Raw genomic sequence first — 20,584 nt, 5'->3', positions numbered from 1 at the left:
GGCGGATGAATACTACGCGACAATATGCCTTCGTCCATGCCGGTCGATTGTTTATCGAATCGCGATTGTTTCCGGTCCGGAAAAGGTGACCCATCTGGTCACGTGCGAATAATTCACGGCAAAAACGAAGGGAAATGGTCGGCATGGGAGTCGGGCAGGGCTCCGCCCGCTTCCGGCGGATCGCGCGAAACCCCCCGTGCCCGGGGAAGCGCGGTCCTATCGTTCTGGCATGGGTCTGGCACACCGCTCCGCGGCACCCCCGGAACTGCCCCCGCACCACCAACTCGTCGCCGAACTGCGCGCCCTGCGCAAGGCCGGCCTCCCCCGCGTCCGGCAGACACCGCATCCCGGACTCGCCGCGGCGGCGACCGCCGCGGGCCTGCCCGCGGGACCGGAGGAGCCGGCCGCGGGCATCGAACGACTGCTGCGGGCGGCGGTCCACTGGCTCGACGGCTCCGCACCGCCGCCCGACGGCCGGCCGGCCCCGGCGGACGCCGGCCCGGTCGGTGAACTCGCCCGCGCGGCAGCCCATTCGTTCGGGCTCGTCGGGGCGGGCTCCCCGGTCGCCGGTGAGCGGCGCAAGGCGGCCGCCGCGGTGTTCGGTGTCACCACGGAGAGCTTCCGGCACCGTCAGGAGCGCCAGGTCATCGACCGTCTGGCCGACGCGGTGCTGGCCCTGGCCGCAGCGGGCGTCACGCCGGACGGCGCCGCGCCCGCGCGGAACACCCCCGCCCGTGTCCCGGCCTTCCCGGCCCGGATGACCGACCCGCCGGTGCACTACGACACGACCGCGCCCGCAGGCCCGGCCGCGCACCCGCGCATCGAGGTGCACCTCTCGCCCATCGAGCTGCTGCGCGGCATCGACGTCCTGGTCTCCTCCGAGAACACCTACCTGGAGATGTCCAAGATCTTCCGCAACACCGTCTCCGGGGCGCTGCGCCGTGCCGCGGCCGTACGGGACGAGACCAACGCCGTGGTCGACGACCCCCTCGCCCGCGAACTGCGCGACTGGCTGGCCGTGCACAACCGCAGTGGTCTTCAGGTACCGCCCGGCACGGTCGTTCCCACCGGCCCCGGCGCGCTGGCGCAGCGCGGTGTCCGCAGGGTGCTGCACGCGGCGGTCGCGGTACCCCGGCGTGACGGCAACGGCTATGAGGTCTGCACGCGTACGGTGGTCGATGCCGTGTCCGCCGTCTTCCGTGTGGCCGCCGGCGAACGAGACGCGTACGACCCCCCGTTGTCCTCCTTGTGTTTCCCGGTGCTCGGTGCCGGACGCGGCGCTCTGGAGCCCGAGCGGGCCGCCCGCTGGCTGCGCTGGGCCGTGGAGGAGGAACTGCGCGCGGACCCCCGCTGGACGGTTCACCTGGTGACCCGCACGCCTGCCCTGGTCGCCGTGCTGCGGGGTGCCGGACAGGGCTGAGGCCGGGTCAGGGGCGCCAGCTGGGCATCGAGACCGGCAGTCCACGGCGGGCCCCCTCCCTCTCCCAGGCGGCCAGGTCGCCGCGGCGCGGAATGCCGTACAGGCGCAGCGGCCACGTCCCGTCCAACGCCCGCCGGTCCACCTCGACCTGGAGTCCCACGTCCCGCGGGCTCCGGACGCGTGTGAGGTGGGGCGCGTAACGCGAGCGGCCCAGCTCCGTCCGCGGAGTGAGCCGTTGGTTGGCCGAGCCGCGCCAGACGAGGTCGGTCGGTTCGGCGACACGGAAACGGCCGGTGACCACGGCGTCGGCCGGCCCGAGCGCCGCCCGCCGCCCGTCGGAGAGTTCGTGCTCCTCGTACCCGGTGTAGACGAGCAGGTCGGGCGCCCCGCCGTCGGGCGCCGGACGCGCGGTGGGCGCCCGGCGCAGTTCGTCCGCCCCCTGGAGGAGCGCTCGCAGTCCGGCCGGCTGGTCGCACGGTTCCCCACCGCTGACGGTCAGTCCCGACGCCCCCTGTTCCAGGGCCCGTTGCCACAGTGCGAGCAGGTCGGCCACGGGGACGCGGGTGCCGCCGGCGGGATCCCAGGTGTGCCGTGACATGCAGCCCGGGCAGGCCAGCCCACAGCCCTGCACCCAGATGCCGAGCCGCGCCCCCGGCCCCAGGGCCAGCAGCGGATGGTGCGTGCCGCTGACATTCAGCCGTTCCGTGTCGTCCAAGGTGTTCCCTCCCCTGTGTACGGGGAGAGAAGTATTCGCCTTCTTCCCGGAGCGCGGCAATGCCAGGACGGTTTCGTTCCGGACGGGAACCGGACTCCGTCCGGAACAGAAACGGACCTTTTCCGGTTCCGGAACGGGTGCGGATTATTTCGCTAACCACACATGTGGTTCATCACATATTCCGCTACGCTCATCCACCCCGGCTTTCACTTTCACGTCGCCGGCCCATGGGCCGTGCCGAGAGCCGATCTTCCGTGCCGCGGGGGCGGCATACGCACATGCCGCGGGGACGGCACACGCACATAGGGGGAACCGCCGGTGAACACCAGACACAGCGTCACGCGCTGCCTGCGTGAATGCGGACTCGACCTCCGCAGCTCGGTGCGCAGCCGCCGGCGCGGACGGCTCGACGGGGCCCGGCTGACGGTGACGGTCGCCGGCCACACCCCGCGATCGCCCGAGCTGGTCACGCCGTACGTCCAGGAGGTACGGCTCATCTCGGAGCGTGCCACCACCGAACTGCGCGGCCGCCTGCTGAGCGACCGGCACGCCCTGGTGGCGGGTATCCACTCCGGCGCCGTCGCGGTGGTCACCCAGTACGAGGTGCGCCGCAACCCGTCGCCCGCGCTGCTGGACCGGTGGGGCCGCTCGGTCGCCGAATGGCGCGCGGCCGCGGCGCACTGCCGCACCCGAGCCGATTCGGTCGTCAGCGGTGCGAACCTGCGGCTGGCGCACTACTGGGACGCCGTCTGGCACCAGCAGGCCGCCCAGGAGGAGAACCCCCGGGCGCGCCCGGGCACCTGGCTGCCGGGCGAGATCGTCCTCGGCGCCGACTGGGAGGACCCCGACTCCTGGCTCACCGCGGCCCGTGGGGCCACCTCGGCGCTGACGACGGCCCTACGGGTGCTCGACGCGGGCCACCCCACGGCAGGCCGGCGCGCGGCCTGACCGAACGAAGACCCCCGCCCGAGGGTGTACGGCAGCCACGAGGCCTTCGGCAGCCGCGGGACATACGGCAGCCACCCGCCCGTCCGCCGGGGCCGTCCCGTCGCGCGGGCGAAATGCCCTCGTCCACGCACGTCCACGCACGTCCACGCGCTGCCGTGAGCCGTCGCACGCCGTCCCCATCCGTCCCCATTCGTCCCCAGCCGTCAACGATCACACCACCGATGTGAGAGCGAGCCACATGAACACACTCCATTCGGGGGGCGGACCCCAGGCCGTCCGCCCCCCGGCACGGGCGCACCGCGCCGCCGTCGCCCTGGTGGCAGCGCTGGCACTCGGCCTCACCGCCTGCTCCAACACGCCGTGGTCGTCCGACGGCAAGGGCGCGAGCAAGGTGCCCTGCGGCCTCGTCGTGGACGGTTCCGGCTCCGGTACGAGCGATGACACCGGCGTCGACGTCACGAAGAAGCTCAAGGAGACGCTCGTCCCGTTCCTGGAGGACCGCGACTGCTCCTCGCTCGCCTACGCGCCCGTGACGGCCTCCTCCTGGACCTCGTCGTGCCGCCACTCGCCCGTCGACCTCGACCCCAAGCCGAAGTCGAGCACCACCGATCCGGAGGCGCTGAGGCAACGGGCCCGCGTCACCGCTGTCAACGCGTCCGTCGAGATGCTCGACTGCGCCCGGACGCAGAACGGTTCGGACGTGCTCGGCGGCCTCGGCCGCGTCGCCCAGACCCTGCGCGAAACGCAGGACGACGAGGCCGGCAGGGCGAGCATCCTCGCGGTCAGTGACTTCGAGCAGACCGACCGGGAGTTCCACATCTCCCGGGAGCCGCTGTCGACCAAGGCCGAGCGGAAGCGCGCGGTCAGCAAGCTCCTGAGCGGCCGGGAACTCCCCGCGCTGCAGGGAATGGACCTCTACACGGTCGGCTACGCGAAGAACCCGACCCGCAAGCCCTCCACCTACCAGGGCTTCAAGCAGTTCTGGACCGACATCCTCACGACACGGGCGAAGGCACATGTCCACCACGACTACGAGTAGTGACTCCGAAGAGCCCACTCCGCGGCGCTCACGGATCGACCGTGTGCTGCGCCGCGAGGACGGCTCGCGACGGCAGGTCTTCGCGGCGTTCGGCCGGCAGTCCCGGCCCGACGTACGGCGCGTGCCACTGGTCCTGAGCAGCCGTGCGCAGCGGCGGCTCGTCGAACGGGCGCGCAAGCAGGGCACCGAAGACGGCAGAGGCACGGCGCTCGACGTCGTCGTGCTGTCCAGCGGCGTCCTGCCGCCGTACGCGGCCGAACTGGCCGCCCGACGCGACCTCGTGCGCGAACTGGTGGAGGAGGAGGCCGCCGACCAGGAGACCCGGGCCTCTCGGGAGGACGCCGACGCCCGCAACCGGATCCTGCGGGAGGAGGAGGGGGTCGCTCTCGCCCAGACCCGGCTGGTCGAGGCGGAGCACGACGTGCGCCGCGCCCGCGAGCAACTCGACCTGCTCGCCCACCGGTCGATGCGCTGGCAGCGGCTCCGCGACGCGGTGCGCGAACGCTTCGAGCGGACCTGGTCGGGCGCGGGGACACACCCCGGCGGTACGGACGGCACCGCTCCCGGCGGTGCGCAGGACCCTGTCTCCGCAGGCACCGTCCTGCCCGCGGACGCCTCCGACGAGGACGACGACGCCTACCAGACCCTCACTCCGGTGGTGGCGGGCCCGCGTCCGGCGGCGATACCGGAGCCCGCCCCTGGCACGGTCGCCGCGTCCGTCGAGGGCTGGCCGGGGCTGCGGGCCCGGGCCGCGATGCCGGAGAGGATGGTCCTGTTCCTGCTCGTCCTGGTCTTCGCCGTCGAAGTCCCGATCTACTGGATGGCGTTCCAGCCGTTCCACGGCGTCGGTTCCTCCAGTTCCGGCGTGCTCAACGCGACCCTGGCGGTCTCCGTGGGCGTGCTCATGCTGACGGTGCCTCATCTCGGCGGCCGTGCCCTGCGGGAACGCGGCGCGACGGGAGCCGGCCGGCAGGCGGGCCCGGCCGCCCTGCTGTTCCTCTGTGTCTGGGTGGCCTGCACCGTCACCCTGGGCATCCTGCGTGCCAAGACCGTCCTGGCCAAGGAGCCGGAGGAGCACGTGACGGGGGCCGCCGGCGGCTTCGACGGGGTGGACACAGGCACACTTCCCGCCCTCGCGGACCGCCTGGACCTCCAGCCGCAGACGGTCTACTGGATGTTCATCTCGCTCCTGCTGCTCTCCGGCGGCATCGGTCTCCTGGCCGGGCTGCTGCGCGAGCACCCGCACGTCGACAGCTTCCGCTCGGCGCTCGAACGCCGGCAGGAGCGCGGGCACGAACTCGCCGCCGCGCACACCCGGCTCGCGGCCGCACGGGCGTGGGTCGACTCGGCGGGCGAACGTGCCGAGCAGCGGCGACGGGCGGTGGAGGCCCGGCAGCGCGCGGCGAACGAACTCTACGAGACGGCGGCGGAAGCCCACCGCCACGGCCTCACGTCGGCGGCGGCCGACCCGGCGATCACGGAGGCGGCGCACAAACGCACCGAATCAGGAGCCCCGCTCCTGCCCCCGCCCACGACCCGGCGCCCACCGGCCCCCCGCCGCTGACCGCTGCCGGGCGGAGCGGCAGCCGCGTTCCACCACAGTGGAGGCACGTCCCGAGGGACCGCCCTCCGCTGCGGGACACGTGCACGATCCGGCCCGGGTGCTCCGCGGGGCGGGGCGCCCGGGCCGGATCGGCTGGTCAGGAGCCGAGGGGCGAGAAGTTACCTATGGGTCACGAGGGTGGCTAGACTTCCCGTACGAACGCGTTGCACACCATGCCGGTGCCACGGCATCAGGGGATACGGATGCGTGAGAGCGGAAGAAGCGTGGTTGCGGCCGGTCGTGCCCAGCCGTTCCGGCGGCGCGGAGGCGGTGCCCGCCGGTCCGGGCGCCCGGCCCTCGGCCCGCCCGCGACGGTGTCCGGTGCCTGCCGGTCGGTCCCGGGGGCGTCAGAGGGTGACGACGGCCTGTACGACCGTGCCGGTGGGGCCGCGCACGATGGACGTGTCGACGGCGTACGCGTCGACGAGGGACAGGCCGCGGCCGAAGGCGGTGTCCACGTCGGCGGCCTCGCAGCGTGGGGCCTGACGCTCGTGCCACTGCCCGTTGTCACGTATCCGTACGGTCACCGCGGTGTCGCCGACCTCGATGAGCAGGGCCACGTCCGCGCTGCCGCTGTGCAGCACCGCGTTGGCGGCCAGCTCGCTCACGATCAGCGTCACCGCCTCGTCGACCCGCTCGGACAGCCGGCAGCCCCGGACGACCTGGCGTGCCGTACGCCGCAGCAGGGGCACGGACTCCGGGCATGCGGGCAAGGTGACCGCGGCCAGCAGCCGCTGGGAGCGGACCGGCACCTCCTCGCACGCGGTGCCGAGCCGCGGAAGCCCGGTGGGCTTCGGGGGCGCCGCGACGGGCGTCGGGTACGTCATCTCATTCACCACGTGACTCCTGCCTGCGCAGCCGGCCGGGCCGGCGGCGGCCCTCGACGGCCGAGGAGGCCGGGCGGGCTTGACCTGTCCCACACTCCCCGGCGGCGATGGGGGCCGCAATCAGGAGTGGCGGAAGTACGGATACGCAAACAAAAGGAGGCTTTCGGACGACGGGACGGCGATCATGGTTGAACGGTCCGAGAACGAGCTCGTCGGCCTGCTGACCGGCGCCCTCGCGGGGAGCGGGAGCGGGAGCGGGAGCGGACGCGGGAGCAAGGACGGGGACCGGCGGCCCGTGCTGCTCCTGGTGGAAGGCGCCGCGGGTACCGGCAAGAGCCGGCTGCTGTCCCGGCTGCTGACCGCGCTGCCCGTCCCCGCCGCGACGACCGTCCCCGCCACGGCGGCCGTCCCCCCGGGCACCGACGGGCAGCGGCCCCACGGTCCCCTCCTGCTCGCCGTCGAGGACGTCCACAAGGCGTCCGGCACCGACACCGCCGCCCTGCGCGCCCTGCTCGCGGACGCGCCCGCCGGGCTCGCCTGCGTGCTCACCTTCCGCCCCGAGGAGCTGGCCGAGCCGGGGCTGGTGCTCGGCCCGGAGACCGAGTTCCCGTCCCGGCTCGCCGTCGTCCGGCACGCTCTGGGCCCGCTCGACATCGCCGCCGTGGGCCGTAGGGCCGCCGCCGCGCTGGGCGCCGACCGCTGCCCGTCCGACCTCGCGGAGGCCCTGCACCACGCCTCCGGAGGCAATGCCCAGATCGTGGCCGACCTGCTCGACCTGCTCGTCGCCCACCTGGCCGGAAACCCGGACCCGCCGCGCCCCGCCGACCTCGACGCGATCGGCCCGCCGCCCCGGCTCGCCGCCCTCGCCCTGCGGCGTACGACGGCCGTCCCCGAGCCCCACCGCCCGATCGTCTTCGCCGCCGCCGTCCTGGACCGGCCCGCGACCGCCCGCGAACTCGCCGCGGTCGCCGGCCTGCCCGGCCGCGCCGGCCGCGACGCCCTGCTCGCCGCGCTGCGCACCGCCGCCCTGCACGAGCACGGCGACGGCAGGTACGGCTTCGCCTCGCCGCTCGCGGCCGCCGCCGTCCGCGAAGTCGTGCCCGGTCCCGTGCGCGAGACGCTGCACCGGCAGGCGGCCGCCCTGCTCGCCCGGCAGCAGCCCGTCCCCTGGGACCGGCTGGCCGGCCACCGCCGCGCCTGCGGCGACCAGCGCGGCTGGCTGCACGCCGTCGAGCGCGCGGCCCAGCAGTACGCCGAAGCGGGGGAGGTCCACGCCGTGGTCGCGCTGCTGGAGTCCGCCCTGGCCACGGGTCCTGTCCCGCCGCACGCCCGCTCCCGGCTGGCCGTCATGCTCGCCGGCAACGCCGTCATCGGACTGCGCTCGGAGCAGACCAGGAAAGTACTCGGGCAGATCGTCGCCGACCACGGCCTCTCTCCGGGCGTCAGGGGCGAGATCCGGCTCGACCTCGGCCTGCTGCTCGTCAACCAGATGGGCCGGGTCCGCGAGGGCCAGGTCGAGCTCGAGCGTGCCGTCGGCGAGCTGGCCGGACAGCCGGTGCCGCTGGCCCGTGCCATGTCCGCCCTGGCCATGCCGTACTGGCCGGGCGCCGGCCTGGCCGACAACATCGGCTGGCTGGAGCGGGCCCTCCAGGTGGCCGGCGAGTCCGGCGACCCGGTGGTGCAGGCCGCCGTCGCGGCCAACCAGGTCAGCGTGCTGCTCAACATCGGCGACCCCGCCTCCTGGGGGCTCATCGACCGGCTGCCGAGGGACAGCGAACTCGTCGGCTGCCGCCAGCAGGCCGCCCGGGGTCTGTGCAACGCCGCCGACGCCGCCGTCTGGCTCGGGCACTACGACGCGTCCCGCAGGCTGCTGGAGGAGGGCGTCGCCCTCGCCGCCCGCAGCGGGGCCTCCTACGCGGAGCAGACCGGCCAGGGCTGCACACTCGTCCTGGACTGGGCCACCGGCAAATGGGCGGGGCTCGCCGACCGGGCCCGCGCGCTGGTCGACGAGGCCGGTGCCATGGCGAGTGTGGCCTCGGACGCCCGGATCGTCCTCGGCCTGCTGGCGCTCGCCCGCGGCGAATGGTCCGGCCTGGCCGAACACCTGAGCGGCCCCGGTGCCCTCGACCTCGACCGCGGTCCCGTTCCCCTCTCCGCCGCCGCGTCCGGCGCGCTGACCCGCCTCGCCCTCGCCCGCGACGACACCGAGGCCGCCGCCGCCGAGGCCATCGCCGGCTGGCGGAGGTTGCGGGCCAAGGGCGTCTGGGCCTGGGGCGCCGAACTCGCACCCTGGGCGGTCGAGGCCACCGCAAGGGCCGGGGCGGTCGCGACGGCCCGGGAGATGGCCGAGGAGTTCGCCGCCGGACTGGCGGGCCGCGACGCGCCGTCCGCGAGCGCCGCCCTGGAGTGGACTCGCGGAGCCCTCGCCGAACACACCGGCGACCTGCCTGCCGCCGTCGGCCGGTACGAGAGCGCCTCGGCCGCCTACGCCGCGCTGTCCCGCCCGTACCACGCGTCCCTCACCGCGGCCGCGGCCGCCCGCTGCGCTCTGGCCCTCGGCCGGGACACGGCCGCTGCGGTCGCCGCCCTCGCCGAGTGCGCCGACCGCTTCGAGGCGCTGGGCGCCGTCTGGGACACCGCCCGCACCCGCGCCGAACTGCGCGAACAGCTTCCGGCGGAGGAGCGGCGCGCCCCCGGGCGGCCCGCCTACGGCGACCTGCTCTCCCCGCGCGAGGCGGAGGTCGCCGAGCTCGCCGGTGCCGGCATGACCAACCGGGACATCGCCGCCGCCCTGCACCTCTCCCCGCGTACGGTCGAGCAGCACGTCGCCCGGGCCCTGCGCAAGACCGGCGCGCACTCGCGCCAGCAACTCGCCACCTCCCTCCGCGCCGCCGACGAGGCGTGAGCCGAGCCGCGCGGAGGCGGGGGAGGTGACGTGGCGGGGCTTTCGGCCCCGTCCTTCAGGGCTTCGGCCCCCGTCCTTCAGGCGGAGGCCGACGACCTGGTCGTGACCGGCCGGGTGCCGGTCCGGCGCCGCAGGCGGACGAGGGACACCAGGGCGAAGCGGCCGGGTCCGAGAGTGGCGATGAGGAGGAACGACCAGCAGAACATCGCCGCCGCCTCGCCGCCGTTCTCGATGGGGAAGAGCCCGTCGGGCTGGTGCTCGACGAAGTAGGCGTAGGCCATGGACCCCGAGCACAGCACCGCCGCTGCGCGGGTCCCGAGACCGCACAGCACCAGTGTGCCGCCGGTCAGCTGGATGGCGGCGGCCCACCAGCCGGGCCATGCGGCGAAGCCGGGCTTCGCTCCGTGCGGACCGCCCAGGACGCCGAACAGGGCGGCGGCTCCGTGGCAGGCGAACATCAGTCCTACGACGATGCGGAAGACTCCGATCACGTGCTCTCTGCCGATTCCCGGCGCATCCATCGATGGGGCTCCTCTCTCGCGGTGGCCTCGCGGACCGCGCCGAGGTGCGCGCCCATGCCGTCGTGTGCGACGGGGCGGACGGCGCGGCGCGGTGGGGAGTGCCGAGGTGGGGGAGTGCGGTGAGGCGGTGACAGGAGCCCGGTGCTCGAAGCTTCGACCACTCTTCCGATGCTTGTCTAGACCAATACCCCAGAAGTTGAGTACTGGTGGACGGTGTTCGAAGTCGGTTGCTTTACCCGGCAGTTCACTCTGCGCGACCTCTTGACCGGGCGCGCTTGCTGGCTATGGTCTAGACCTGACAGGCGCCAGGTCTAGACCAAGTCTGCTTCGAGTGAAGGAAGTGACACGGCATGAACACGAAGAGACGGATGGCCGCCGGGATCGGCGCGCTGCTCGCGCCGCTGCTGGCGGTCGGCCTTCCGGCGGGCTCGGCCAGCGCCCACGGCTGGGTCACCCTGCCCACGAGCCGGCAGCAGCAGTGCGCCGAAGGCGTCGTCGACTGCGGTCAGATCAAGTACGAGCCGCAGAGCGTCGAGGGCCCGAAGGGGCTGCACAGCTGCAGCGGCGGACACGCGGAGTACGCCGAGCTCGACGACGACAGCAAGCCCTGGCGGGTCACGCCGGTCGGCGCGTCGGCGACGTTCACCTGGCACAACACGGCCAGGCACTCCACCGCCAGCTGGCAGTACTTCATCGGCGGCCAGAAGATCGCCGAGTTCGACGGCCACAACGCGCAGCCCGCCGCGGACGTCAGTCACCAGGTGGACTTCGGCGGCTTCACCGGCCGTCAGAAGGTGCTCGCCGTCTGGAACGTGGCGGACACCTCCAACGCCTTCTACTCCTGCGTCGACGTCAACATCGGCGGCAGCGGTGACGGCGGGGGCGGTGGCGGTGGCGGCGATGACGACGATCCGGGCGCCTGCGCCGCGCCGGTCTGGAGCGCGACCAGCGTCTACACCGGTGGCGACTCCGTCTCCTACGACGGCCACACCTGGCGCGCCAAGTGGTGGGTCACGGGCGACAGGCCCGGCACCACCGGCGAGTGGGGCGTCTGGGAGGACCTGGGCGCCTGCTAGGGCACCTGGCGTGCAGCCGCCGGCCCGCGAGGTCGCGGTGTCCCTGACGTCGCCGTGGCCCGTACCGCCCGACCCTTGGTGAGGCCGGGCGGTACGGCCGTTCGTGCCGGGCGTCAGGTGTGCCGGCCCGTTGCGGCGCCGCATGTGGGGGGTGTGGATGCGGCGCCGCCCGGAGAGATCATGGCCTGATAGGGGCGCCCAGGACCATCCGTGACCCGGCTTTCACGGATACGCAATCAACTCGGGCCGCCTCCGGTCCACGGCGCGGCCCCACCGCGGCAGGCGTGATGTCGTTCTCATATGTGTTCGCCATCTTCATATGGGGATATGGTCAGGGGACCCGTGCGTCGCGGAGACCGCACCCGTCCCAAGGAAGCCGACCCGCATGAGCCAGCCGACCGTCACCCGCTTCGCCGTCTATCCCGTCGCCGGCCGCGACTCCATGGAGCTCAACCTCTCCGGCGCCCACGGCCCCTTCTTCACCCGCAACATCGTCGTTCTGACGGACTCCGAGGGCCGTACGGGACTGGGCGAGGTGCCCGGCGGTGAGGCGATCACCCGGACGCTGCGGGACGCCGAACCGCTGGTCGTCGGTGCGAAGGTCGGCGACTACAAGCGCGTCCTGCGCGAGATCGGGAGCCGGTTCGCGGACCGGGACTCGGGCGGACGCGGCGCCCAGACCTTCGACCTGCGGACCACCGTGCACGCCGTCACGGCGGTCGAGTCGGCGCTGCTCGACCTGCTCGGCCGGCACCTCGGGGTACCGGTCGCGGCCCTGCTGGGCGACGGCCTGCAGCGTGACTCCGTACGCGTCCTGGGCTACCTCTTCTACGTCGGCGACCCCGGCCGCACGGACCTGGAGTACGTCCGCGAGCCCGACGCGGACGTGGAGTGGTACCGCGTCCGGCACGAGGAGGCCCTCACCCCGGACGCGATCGTCCGCCAGGCGGAGGCCACCCACGACCTGTACGGCTTCCGGGACTTCAAGCTCAAGGGCGGTGTCCTGCCGGGCAAGGAGGAGGTCGAGGCCGTACGGGTGCTCAAGGACCGCTTCCCCGAGGCCCGCGTCACCCTGGACCCGAACGGTGCCTGGTCCCTGCGCGAGGCGGTCGAGCTCTGCTCGCCCCTGGTGGGGACGCTGGCCTACGCGGAGGACCCCTGCGGGGCCGAGGGCGGCTACTCGGGGCGCGAGATCCTCGCCGAGTTCCGCCGGGCCACGGGCCTGCCCACGGCGACCAACATGATCGCCACCGACTGGCGTCAGCTGACCCACGCCCTGGCCCTGCAGTCGGTGTCCATCCCACTGGCCGACCCGCACTTCTGGACCATGCAGGGGTCGGTGCGTGTGGCCCAGCTGTGCCACGAGATGGGCCTGACCTGGGGCTGTCACTCGAACAACCACTTCGACATCTCCCTCGCCATGATCACGCACTGCGGCGCGGCCGCCCCGGGCGAGTACAACGCCCTGGACACCCACTGGATCTGGCAGGAGGGCCTGGAGCGGCTCACGGTCGATCCGCCGCGCATCGTCGGCGGCGAGATCGCGGTGCCCGACGCCCCCGGTCTGGGCGTCGAGCTCGACATGGACCGCCTTCTCGCGGCCCATGAGCTGTACCGGGAGAAGACGCTGGGCGCGCGCGACGACGCCGCCGCGATGCGCTACCTCGTGCCGGGCTGGACCTTCGACGCCAAGCGCCCCAGCCTGGTACGCGCCGGCTGACGTCAGCCGGTACGCGCCGACCGGGGCCGCCCAGCCGGCGCGTACCGGGCCCGGGACGGATCAGAACTCGTCGGCGCCGTTGCGCAGTTCGTTCGTCCAGTAGCCGGTCTTCGCGGCCGCGTCGTCGACCGCGATGCCGCCCTTGGGCGCGCCGACGGTCTTGCTGCCCTCGGCGGGGCCGTCGGCCGCGAACAGGTTCACGTAGAAGGACTTGACGACGTGGTTGTCCTCGTCGACACCGCCCTGGTTGATCCGGACGGCGGCGTAGGCGGGCTCTCCGGCGTTCAGCACGACGGGGGTGCCGGGCTTGCTCTTGGCGACGGGCGGGACGTCCTTCGAGGTCTGGGGCAGGTCGCCGAAGCCGATCACCGGGTACTGGAGCAGCGTGCAGGCGTGGCCGGAGACGTTCGTCGCGGTCAGCGTGATGTGGGTGGTGGGGACGCCGTCCTGCTTGGCCGCGGAGATCTTCACGTCGTCGGCGGAGCAGGCCGGGGCCTTCGCGCCGGACTTCTCCTTGGAGCGGGTCTGCGACGCGGTGGTGCCGGCCGAGTCCGAACCGGAGGTGCCGGAACCGGCGGCCTCCTTGCCCGACCCGCCGTCCGCGGCGGCTTCCTGCTTGCCGGAGCCCGCGTCGGAGCCGGACTTGGAGCCGCCGGACTTCGAGGCCGCGGCGGCACCCTCGTCCTTCGTGCCGCTGCCGTCACCCCCGCAGGCGGTGAGCGTCAGCCCGAGGGCGGCGACGGCGGTCGCGGCGACAAGGGCAGGGCGGCGGATGAAGGTACGCATGTGAAGCTCCCCGTGTGATGCGGTGGTGCGGTCGGTGGCGCGGTCGATCCCAGGTCAGACCGTGTGCGGCCCCCGGGTTCGCCTTCAGCTTCGGCCCCCGCCCTGGCGTTTGGCTGACGTCCCGCTGACGCCTCGCCGACGCCCCGCACCGACGCGCGGCAGCGCGCCCCCGGCGCACCGTCGCGTCCGCGCAGTCACGTCCGCACCGTCAGGCCCGCACGTCACGTCCGCGCCGTCAGCCGTGCCATCGCGGTGTCGTGGCGTGCCCGCAGCCCCAGGTCCGGGGAGACCCGCAGCAGCGCGCCCAGCGCCCGCACCGCTCCCTCGTCGTAACCGGACGCCTCCGCCTCCCGCGCCGCGTCCTCCAGGCGCCGGATACCTCCGGCCTCGTCGCCCATCCCCAGCAGTGCCTCCCCGGCGGCCGTGAGCAGCAGCACGCGGGACGCCGTCGAGAGATCCGAGGGCCCGTCGACGGCGAAGGCGGCGGTGGCGGTGTCCAGAGCCGACTGCCACTGTCCGGCGTCCAGCCGGTGCCGGGTGAGGTGGTAGAGGGCCAGGCGCTCGGTATGCCGGTCGCCGGACTCGCGGGCCAGTACGGCGGCCCGCGCGCAGCCCTCGGCGGCCTCCTCCGGACTGCCCAGGGCGGCCTGCGCGAGCGACAGGTTGACCAGGGCCGTCGCCTGGCCGCGCGGGTCCCCGGCCCGGGCGGCGAGCACGGCGGCGGCCTCGAGATGGACCAGCGCCTCCCGGGTGCGCCCCTCCTCCGTCAGCACCCATCCCAGCAGGGCGAGGACACGCGGCTCGGCACGGGCGTCGGCGTCCGCCCGTGCCGCCTCCAGGGCCGTCTCCAGCAGGGGCGTCCACCCGTCCCGGACCCGCCACACGATCTGCGGCCACAGTGCCAGGACGATCCGCCAGGTCCTGCCGTGCAGTCCCGCCTCCCGCGCGGCCACCGCCGCCAGCGTCAGGTCTTCGCGCTCGGCCGCGTACCAGGCCATGGCGTCGTCCCGGTCCGCGAACTCCCGTACGGCACACGGGGCATGGAAGTCCTCCGGAAGCGCGAAGCACGACTCGGCGCCGGGCTCGGCCGCCTCGGCCGCCGCCAGCGCGGTGGCCACACAGTGGTCCAGGACCCGCACCAGGGCGTCCGGACCGGCGTCCAGCCCACGCGCGTACAGCCGCACGAGATCGTGCAGCGTCCAGCGGCCCGGCGCGCTCCGGGTGAGGAGGTGCGCCGCGCTCAGCTTGTCCAGCGCCGCCTCGGCCGTGACCGGGTCCGTGCCGGCCAGGGCGGCCGCCGTGAAGCGGTCCACGTGCGTGCCCGGGTACCGGCCGAGGTGGGAGAAGTGACGCGCGGCCTCCTCGGGCAGCCTGCGCACGGTGAGCCGCAGGGCCGCCCGGACGCCGGTGTCCTCGACGTCCAGCAGGCTCAAACGGCGTGACTCGTCGGACAGTTCGGCGCTCATCGCGCTCAGGGACCAGTCCGGCTGGTCGGCGAGCCGGGCGGCGGCCACACGCAGCGCGAGCGGGAGCCCGCCGCACAGTTCGGCGAGGCGCCGGGCGGCCACCTCCTCCGCGAGGACGCGCTCCGTGCCGAGTACGGCGGCCAGCAGGGCCGTACTGTCCTCCGGTTCGAGGACGTCCACGGCGACGGGCCGGGCCGCGTCGGAGGCGATGAGGCCGCGCAGCCGGTACCGGCTGGTGACCAGGGTGACGCAGCGGGGGCCGCCCGGCAGCAGTTCCCTGACCTGCTCGGAGCCGCGCGCGTTGTCCAGTACGACGAGGAGCTGACGGCCGACGGCGAGGGACCGGAACAGCGCGGAGGCGGCCTGCGTCGACTCCGGGACACGGCGCGGCGCGACCCCCAGCGCCAGCAGGAACTCGCGCAGGATCTCCAGGTGCGTCGGCTCTCCCGTGTCGCTGAAGCCGCGCAGGTCGGCGTAGAGGAGACCGCCGGGGAACCCGGCACGGTTGCGGTGCGCCCAGTGCACCGCGAGCGCCGTCTTGCCCACTCCGGCGGGCCCGGTGATCAGGCAGACGGGAGCCTCGCCGGCGGCGGCCCGGGACAGCGCGGTGAGTTCGGCTCCACGCCCGTGGAAGCCGCGGGGCATCCTCGGCAGCAGATCGACGGTGTCGGACCGTGCACCCGTCGCGGTCGCCCGCGCGGGGACGGGCACCGGCACGGGCGGCGGGACCTGGGCGTCCGCCTCCTCCTCGCCCTTGCCGCTCAGGGCCACCGCGTAGGCGTCCGCCAGCTCCCGGCCCGGGTCGACGCCCAGCTCGTCGGCGAGCAGCCTCCGGGTGCGGTGGAACCAGTCGAGCGCCTCCGAACGCCGCCCCGCACGCTGAAGCGCCCGCATGAGCGCGGCGGACAGCGACTCGCGCAACGGATGGGCGCCCGCCTCCGCGCGCAGCACGGCCGCGGCCCGCGCGTGCTCACCCAGCCGCGTGTAGGCCCCGGCCAGCGACTCCACGGAGGCCAGCCGCAACTCCTCCAGCGCGTGCGCGGCCGCCTGCAACGGGGGACTCGGATACGCACCGGTCAGCGCGGGCCCCTGCCACAGCGACAGCGCCTCCTGGTACATCGCCACGGCGTCGTCCGGCGCGCGCTGACCGCGCGCCAGCGTCACCAGTTCCTCGAAGCGGTGGGCGTCCAGCAGCGTCTCCGGCATCCGCAGGACGTACGCCGTCCCCTGGGTGACGAGTTCGACCCCGTACATCTCGGCGTCCGTGCCCGCGAGCAGGCTCCGCAGCCGCGACACATGCCCCTGGATGACACTGCGGGCCTGCGCCGGCGGCTCGTGGTCCCACAGCGCACCCGTCAGATGGTCCACGGACACAGGCCGGTTGGGGGTCAGCAGCAACGCGGCCAGCAGACTGCGCCGCTTGGCGGGACCGAGCGGCAGTTCGCCGGCCTCGGTGGCGACGGAGATCGCTCCGAGCAGCCGGAACTCCACTGGTCAACTCCTTCTGGGGGAGCAGCCAGATTACCGGAGGTGATCACGCGAACGCCGTGCGCTCAGCCCGTCATCGGTGTGCTGTACGGCACTGTCGCCCGGGTGTCCGAGTGGTGCTCGCCGGGGTGAAGGGGCTGCGCGGAAGGAGGTTCCCGGACGCCGCCGTCCAGGGCTGACGCCCGTGCCGTGCGGCGGAAGGCGGTCCGGTAGGCGTGCGGCCGGTGGCCGGTATGGCGGGCGAAGAGGGCGGCGAAGGTGCCGGGGTCCCGATAGCCGACCTCAGCGGCGACAGCGGCGACGGTGCGGTCGGTGGTCTCCAGCAGGTGCCGGGCGCGGCGGACCCGGGAGGCCTGCAGATGGGCCAGTGGACTGCTTCCGGTCTCCTCGGAGAAGCGGCGCAGCAGCGTGCGGGTGCTGACGCGGAAGGCGCCCGCGAGCGCGGCGAGGTCGTACCGCGCGGCGAGGTTCTGGTCGAGTCGCCGCATGACCCGCTGGGAGAACTCCCGGCCGGGCTGCGGGAGGAGTCGCGGGTCCACGTACGGGGTCTGGGAGGTCCGCGCGTCGTCGACGAGCGCCAGCCGCGCCGTGGTGCGGGCCACCCGGGCGCCGTCGTGCCGGCGGATCAGGTCCAGCGCGAAGTCGTACATGGCGCTGAAGGCGGCCGTGGTCGTCACTCCCGTATCGGTGACGACCAGGTGTTCGGGCCGCACGTCGGCCCTGGGGCAGCGCCCGGCCAGCCGGCCGGCGTGCAGCCACGAGGTGGTGGCCCGGCGCCCGTCGAGGAGCCCGGCCTCGGCGAGCAGGAACGCGCCTACGCACAGGGAGACGACGGCGGTTCCCGCGGCGGCCTGCGCCCGGATCGCCGCGATCTCGGGGGCGAGCCCGGCGAGCCGCGCGTCGAGGTCCGCGTCCGGGAGCAGTTCGAAGCCCGGGACCACGAGCACGTCGGCCTCCCGCAGGGGACGCACGTCCAGGCTCGCGCCGCCCGAGGCGGTGACCCGGCGGCGCGGCGAGACGACCGACACCCGGTAGCCGGGCGCGTCCGGCCCGGCGACATGCCCGGCCATCGTCAACAGGTCGGGAACACCGAACACTTCGGACGCGAAACATCCCGGATACGCCAGGACCCCGACCCTCAGTGCACCCGGCCCCACGCCCGGACCCGCGACGCCACCGCCCTCCTCCGTCTGCCGCGCCGACTCCGCCACCGCTCCCGCACCCCCTGTCGTCCCCGTCCTCGGCCCCGGGCCGCCGGCCGTGTACCACTCGGCGGGCCCCTCGCGCGTGGCGAGATTACCCCTGACCCTGGCGATCCCGCCCCTCACCCGGCGATCGGCACCGCACCAGGATGGCTCCATGAGCGAAGACGATCCGATCACCGACTTCACCCACCGGAACGTGACCGTGGAGGGGGTGGAGAAGAGGGTGTACGTGGCCGGGTCCGGGCCCGCGGTCGTGGTACTGCCCGAGATGCCGGGCATCAGTCCCGACGTCCTGCGGCTCGCGCGCTGGGTGCGGGACGCCGGCTTCACCGTTCATGTGCCGTCCCTGTTCGGGACGGACGGCGCCTACCCCACGGCCGAGGGCGGCCAGGAGGTCGTCCGCCGCGCCTGTGTCAGCGCGGAGTTCCGCGCCTTCGCCGGGGGCGGCACCAGCCCGGTGACGTCCTGGCTGCGCGGCCTGGCACGTCAGGCCCACAGCGCGTGCGGCGGGCCGGGAGTGGGCGCGATCGGCCTGTGCTTCACCGGCAACTTCGCCCTGACCATGGCCCTGGAGCCGGCGGTGATCGCTCCGGTGGTCAACCACCCGTCACTGCCGCTCGACGACCCCGGCGGACTCGAACTCGGCGCCGAGGACGCACGCGCGGTGCGCGAACGGCTCGACCGCGACGGCCTCACCGTCCTCGCCTACCGTTTCGAGGGCGACCGCTGGTGCACGGGGCAGCGGTTCGCCGCCTACCGCGCGCTGCTCGGCGACGCCTTCGACGGACGCGTCCTCCCGGACAGCGCTGCCAACACCGCCCCGCCGCCCTTCTTCGCCGACGTGGTCGGCACCCCGCACAGCGTCGTCACCGCCCACCTCGTGGACGAGGCCGGCCACCCCACGGTCCGGGCGCGTGACGAGATCCTCGCCTTCCTCACCCACCGCCTGCACCGGTCCGGCAGCCGACCGCTGTCCGCCACCTGACCGCACGCCGGTCCACCGACGCGGTCAGGCCCCGGTCACGCACGGAAGGAACCGGGCCCAGCTCTCCGGCGACACGGCGAACCGGGGACCCTGCCGCACCTTGGAGTCACGCACGTGGACGGCGTGGGGGCAGGGGGCGATCTCCACGCAGTCGCCGTCACTGCCGCTGCTGTAGGTGGACTTGTGCCACGACAGGGCCACTTCCACGCAGTCGCCGGACCCACCGCTGCTGTAGCTGCTCTTGAACCAGGCCAGGTCCAGTGAGCTCATAGCGATCCTCGCATTCGCTTCAACAGGCCTATGGAATCTTCTGGGTTGAGAGCCTGTGAACGCAGTCTCGCATAGCGCTGCAGCATGATGCTGACCTCCTTGGGGTCGGAGATCAGCAAGCCGCCGCGCTGCCCCTCGGCGTAGCCGAACCACCGGTTCTCAGGTGTCTCCGACACTTGGAGGGGACCGTCGAACCCGGCGTGATCCGCCTGCCGCAACGGCATGATCTGCAACTCCACGTTGAACTGATGAGCCCGCGTGAGCAGGTTGTCGATCAATTCCTGTGTGGCTTCCGGTCCACCCGTGCCCCGCTCGATCAGCGCCTGTTCAATGATGAAGCTGAAGGAGATCGGCGGTCGGCGCAGGAACAGTTTCTGACGGCCCAAGCGTGCCGCCACCTGCTGATCCACCTGCTCTTCGTCTTTGACGGGTGGCACGCTCACGGTCACCGCCCGCGCGTATGCCTCGGTCTGCAACAGCCCTGGCACGACCCGGCACTCGTACGTGTAGAGGCTGACCGCCTCCGCCTCGAACCGTGCCCACTGGCGGAACCAGCTCGCCAGGCCCGGCTGCCGTGAGAGATGCCGCGCCGCTCCCCTCAACGCCCCGAAACGCGTCGAGGACTTCCTCAGCGCGTTCCACGAAGTCCGCTGGCGGGAACCGTCGGCCCTGCTCGATGGAGGCGACCGTGGGGACCGAGTACCGCACGCGAGGCGCGAACTCCTCCTGGGTGAGCCCCGCTCGCCTGCGGAAGGCCTTGACGACCTCACCGAACGTCTTGAGGCTGTCGGAGGCCTCCGGTTCGCCGCCTCCGCACAGGACCCCCGCACCACCGCCGCTGCCCGTACCGTCCGTCATCAGGACACCACCTCCCGCACGTACAACGCACTCAACGGCGCCCTGGTCACGAACAGTTATGCCTACTGTCCACCGTGCGTACTCGTACGCCGACCCTGCGTACGGGTCGGTGATCTGGTGAACGGAGGCGGCGCGACGGTCGTATGGGCGGCATGACGCGTATGCCCACCGACCGGCCGCCGGTCACAGCACGTGTTTTCAGCCAGCGCTTCAGCTCCACGCCGCGCGGCGCCCGCCTCGCCCGCCATCTCGCGCTGCACCGGCTCGACGTCTGGGGCATCCCGTACGACTCAGCGGTGTCGGAGACGGCGGCGATCCTGGTGGCGGAGCTGGCGGCGAACGCCGTGACCCACGGGCGGGTGCTCGGGCGGGACATCGAGGTGGTGCTGCGGCTGGACGCGCACACGCTGCGGATCGACGTGTCGGACAGCAGGGGAGAGCGCCGCCCGCCCGGACCGCGGACGGCGGCCGCCCCGGACCCGGACGCGGAGGGCGGCAGGGGCCTGGTCCTGGTGGACGCCCTGGCCGACCGCTGGTCCGTGCTGGACCGCGCCCCCGTCGGCAAGACGGTCCGCGCCGAAATCGATCTGCCGAGGTGTCGGCCTTCATGCACGTGACCGTTCCCGGGGACGCCACCGAGGCCATAGGCGCCGTTCAGGTCAACCCGCAGGAGGACTTCTGCCTTCTCTGCTTCGTCACCGGGGAGAAGAACGCCGAGGCCATCGCCGAGGACCTGCGTTCCGAGGAACCCC

The 20,584-nt window shown here is 73.6% G+C and carries 16 protein-coding genes and 1 pseudogene; 9 read left to right on the top strand and 8 right to left on the bottom strand.

Features of this window, described 5'->3' with window-relative positions:
* Positions 1-229: 229 nt before the first annotated feature.
* Positions 230-1,420 carry an Appr-1-p processing protein gene (locus ACFY93_RS06525; RefSeq protein WP_391354098.1) on the top strand — a complete coding sequence of 397 codons (1,191 nt, stop codon included), beginning with the start codon at positions 230-232 and terminating at the stop codon, positions 1,418-1,420.
* A gap of 7 nt (positions 1,421-1,427) precedes the next feature.
* Here the strand turns inward: ACFY93_RS06525 and ACFY93_RS06520 are convergent, their stop codons facing one another.
* A complete protein-coding gene (locus ACFY93_RS06520; protein WP_391354097.1) occupies positions 1,428-2,135 on the bottom strand; it encodes a 4Fe-4S cluster-binding domain-containing protein in 708 nt (235 codons plus the stop codon).
* Positions 2,136-2,453: 318 nt separating this feature from the next.
* Here ACFY93_RS06520 and ACFY93_RS06515 point away from each other — a divergent pair, with 318 nt between their 5' ends.
* From ACFY93_RS06515 to ACFY93_RS06505, 3 genes are all read left to right on the top strand, one after another.
* A complete protein-coding gene (locus ACFY93_RS06515) occupies positions 2,454-3,083 on the top strand; it encodes a hypothetical protein (RefSeq protein WP_391354095.1) in 630 nt (209 codons plus the stop codon).
* A 238-nt stretch (positions 3,084-3,321) separates the two neighbouring features.
* A complete protein-coding gene (locus ACFY93_RS06510; RefSeq protein ID WP_391354093.1) occupies positions 3,322-4,122 on the top strand; it encodes a hypothetical protein in 801 nt (266 codons plus the stop codon).
* Positions 4,100-5,686, top strand: a complete 1,587-nt coding sequence (locus ACFY93_RS06505; RefSeq protein ID WP_391354091.1) for a hypothetical protein — start codon at positions 4,100-4,102, stop codon at positions 5,684-5,686. The genes ACFY93_RS06510 and ACFY93_RS06505 overlap by 23 nt, the downstream gene beginning before the upstream one ends.
* A gap of 386 nt (positions 5,687-6,072) precedes the next feature.
* Here the strand turns inward: ACFY93_RS06505 and ACFY93_RS06500 are convergent, their stop codons facing one another.
* Positions 6,073-6,552 (bottom strand): ATP-binding protein, encoded by a 480-nt coding sequence (locus tag ACFY93_RS06500; protein ID WP_391354168.1) that lies wholly within the window; start codon positions 6,550-6,552, stop codon positions 6,073-6,075.
* A gap of 184 nt (positions 6,553-6,736) precedes the next feature.
* Between ACFY93_RS06500 and ACFY93_RS06495 the strand changes: the two genes are divergently transcribed.
* Complete coding sequence (locus ACFY93_RS06495; RefSeq protein WP_391354089.1) at positions 6,737-9,457, top strand: LuxR C-terminal-related transcriptional regulator; 2,721 nt, start codon at positions 6,737-6,739, stop codon at positions 9,455-9,457.
* 77 nt (positions 9,458-9,534) lie between these two features.
* Here the strand turns inward: ACFY93_RS06495 and ACFY93_RS06490 are convergent, their stop codons facing one another.
* Positions 9,535-9,978, bottom strand: a complete 444-nt coding sequence (locus tag ACFY93_RS06490; RefSeq protein WP_391354087.1) for a DoxX family membrane protein — start codon at positions 9,976-9,978, stop codon at positions 9,535-9,537.
* Positions 9,979-10,328: 350 nt separating this feature from the next.
* On the opposite strand from ACFY93_RS06490, the gene ACFY93_RS06485 reads away from it, so the two are divergent.
* Both ACFY93_RS06485 and ACFY93_RS06480 read left to right on the top strand, forming a co-directional pair.
* A complete protein-coding gene (locus ACFY93_RS06485) occupies positions 10,329-11,054 on the top strand; it encodes a lytic polysaccharide monooxygenase (RefSeq protein WP_391354086.1) in 726 nt (241 codons plus the stop codon).
* 385 nt (positions 11,055-11,439) lie between these two features.
* Positions 11,440-12,774, top strand: a complete 1,335-nt coding sequence (locus ACFY93_RS06480) for an enolase C-terminal domain-like protein (protein WP_391354084.1) — start codon at positions 11,440-11,442, stop codon at positions 12,772-12,774.
* Positions 12,775-12,834: 60 nt separating this feature from the next.
* Here the strand turns inward: ACFY93_RS06480 and ACFY93_RS06475 are convergent, their stop codons facing one another.
* The 3 genes from ACFY93_RS06475 to ACFY93_RS06465 form a co-directional block, all read right to left on the bottom strand.
* Positions 12,835-13,560 carry a DUF4232 domain-containing protein gene (locus tag ACFY93_RS06475; protein ID WP_391354082.1) on the bottom strand — a complete coding sequence of 242 codons (726 nt, stop codon included), beginning with the start codon at positions 13,558-13,560 and terminating at the stop codon, positions 12,835-12,837.
* A gap of 221 nt (positions 13,561-13,781) precedes the next feature.
* Positions 13,782-16,517: a BTAD domain-containing putative transcriptional regulator gene (locus ACFY93_RS06470; RefSeq protein WP_391354081.1), complete on the bottom strand. Its 2,736-nt coding sequence runs from the start codon at positions 16,515-16,517 to the stop codon at positions 13,782-13,784.
* Positions 16,518-16,579: 62 nt separating this feature from the next.
* A complete protein-coding gene (locus ACFY93_RS06465) occupies positions 16,580-17,611 on the bottom strand; it encodes a helix-turn-helix domain-containing protein (protein WP_391354079.1) in 1,032 nt (343 codons plus the stop codon).
* Between the two features lie 262 nt (positions 17,612-17,873).
* Between ACFY93_RS06465 and ACFY93_RS06460 the strand changes: the two genes are divergently transcribed.
* Positions 17,874-18,704 carry a dienelactone hydrolase family protein gene (locus ACFY93_RS06460; protein WP_391354078.1) on the top strand — a complete coding sequence of 277 codons (831 nt, stop codon included), beginning with the start codon at positions 17,874-17,876 and terminating at the stop codon, positions 18,702-18,704.
* A 24-nt stretch (positions 18,705-18,728) separates the two neighbouring features.
* Here the strand turns inward: ACFY93_RS06460 and ACFY93_RS06455 are convergent, their stop codons facing one another.
* Together ACFY93_RS06455 and ACFY93_RS06450 are read right to left on the bottom strand one after the other, a co-directional pair.
* Complete coding sequence (locus ACFY93_RS06455) at positions 18,729-18,974, bottom strand: DUF397 domain-containing protein (RefSeq protein WP_391354076.1); 246 nt, start codon at positions 18,972-18,974, stop codon at positions 18,729-18,731.
* A pseudogene (locus ACFY93_RS06450) lies at positions 18,971-19,832 on the bottom strand (Scr1 family TA system antitoxin-like transcriptional regulator). The gene ACFY93_RS06455 and the pseudogene ACFY93_RS06450 overlap by 4 nt, the downstream one beginning before the upstream one ends.
* A 152-nt stretch (positions 19,833-19,984) precedes the next feature.
* On the opposite strand from ACFY93_RS06450, the gene ACFY93_RS06445 reads away from it, so the two are divergent.
* Complete coding sequence (locus tag ACFY93_RS06445; protein ID WP_391354074.1) at positions 19,985-20,449, top strand: ATP-binding protein; 465 nt, start codon at positions 19,985-19,987, stop codon at positions 20,447-20,449.
* Positions 20,450-20,584 lie beyond the last annotated feature (135 nt).

The organism is Streptomyces sp. NPDC008313 (assembly GCF_042956125.1).
Lineage (GTDB): Bacteria > Actinomycetota > Actinomycetes > Streptomycetales > Streptomycetaceae > Streptomyces.
The sequence above is the reverse complement of the archived record's forward strand: the minus strand, read 5'-3'. Positions and strand labels throughout refer to the sequence as shown.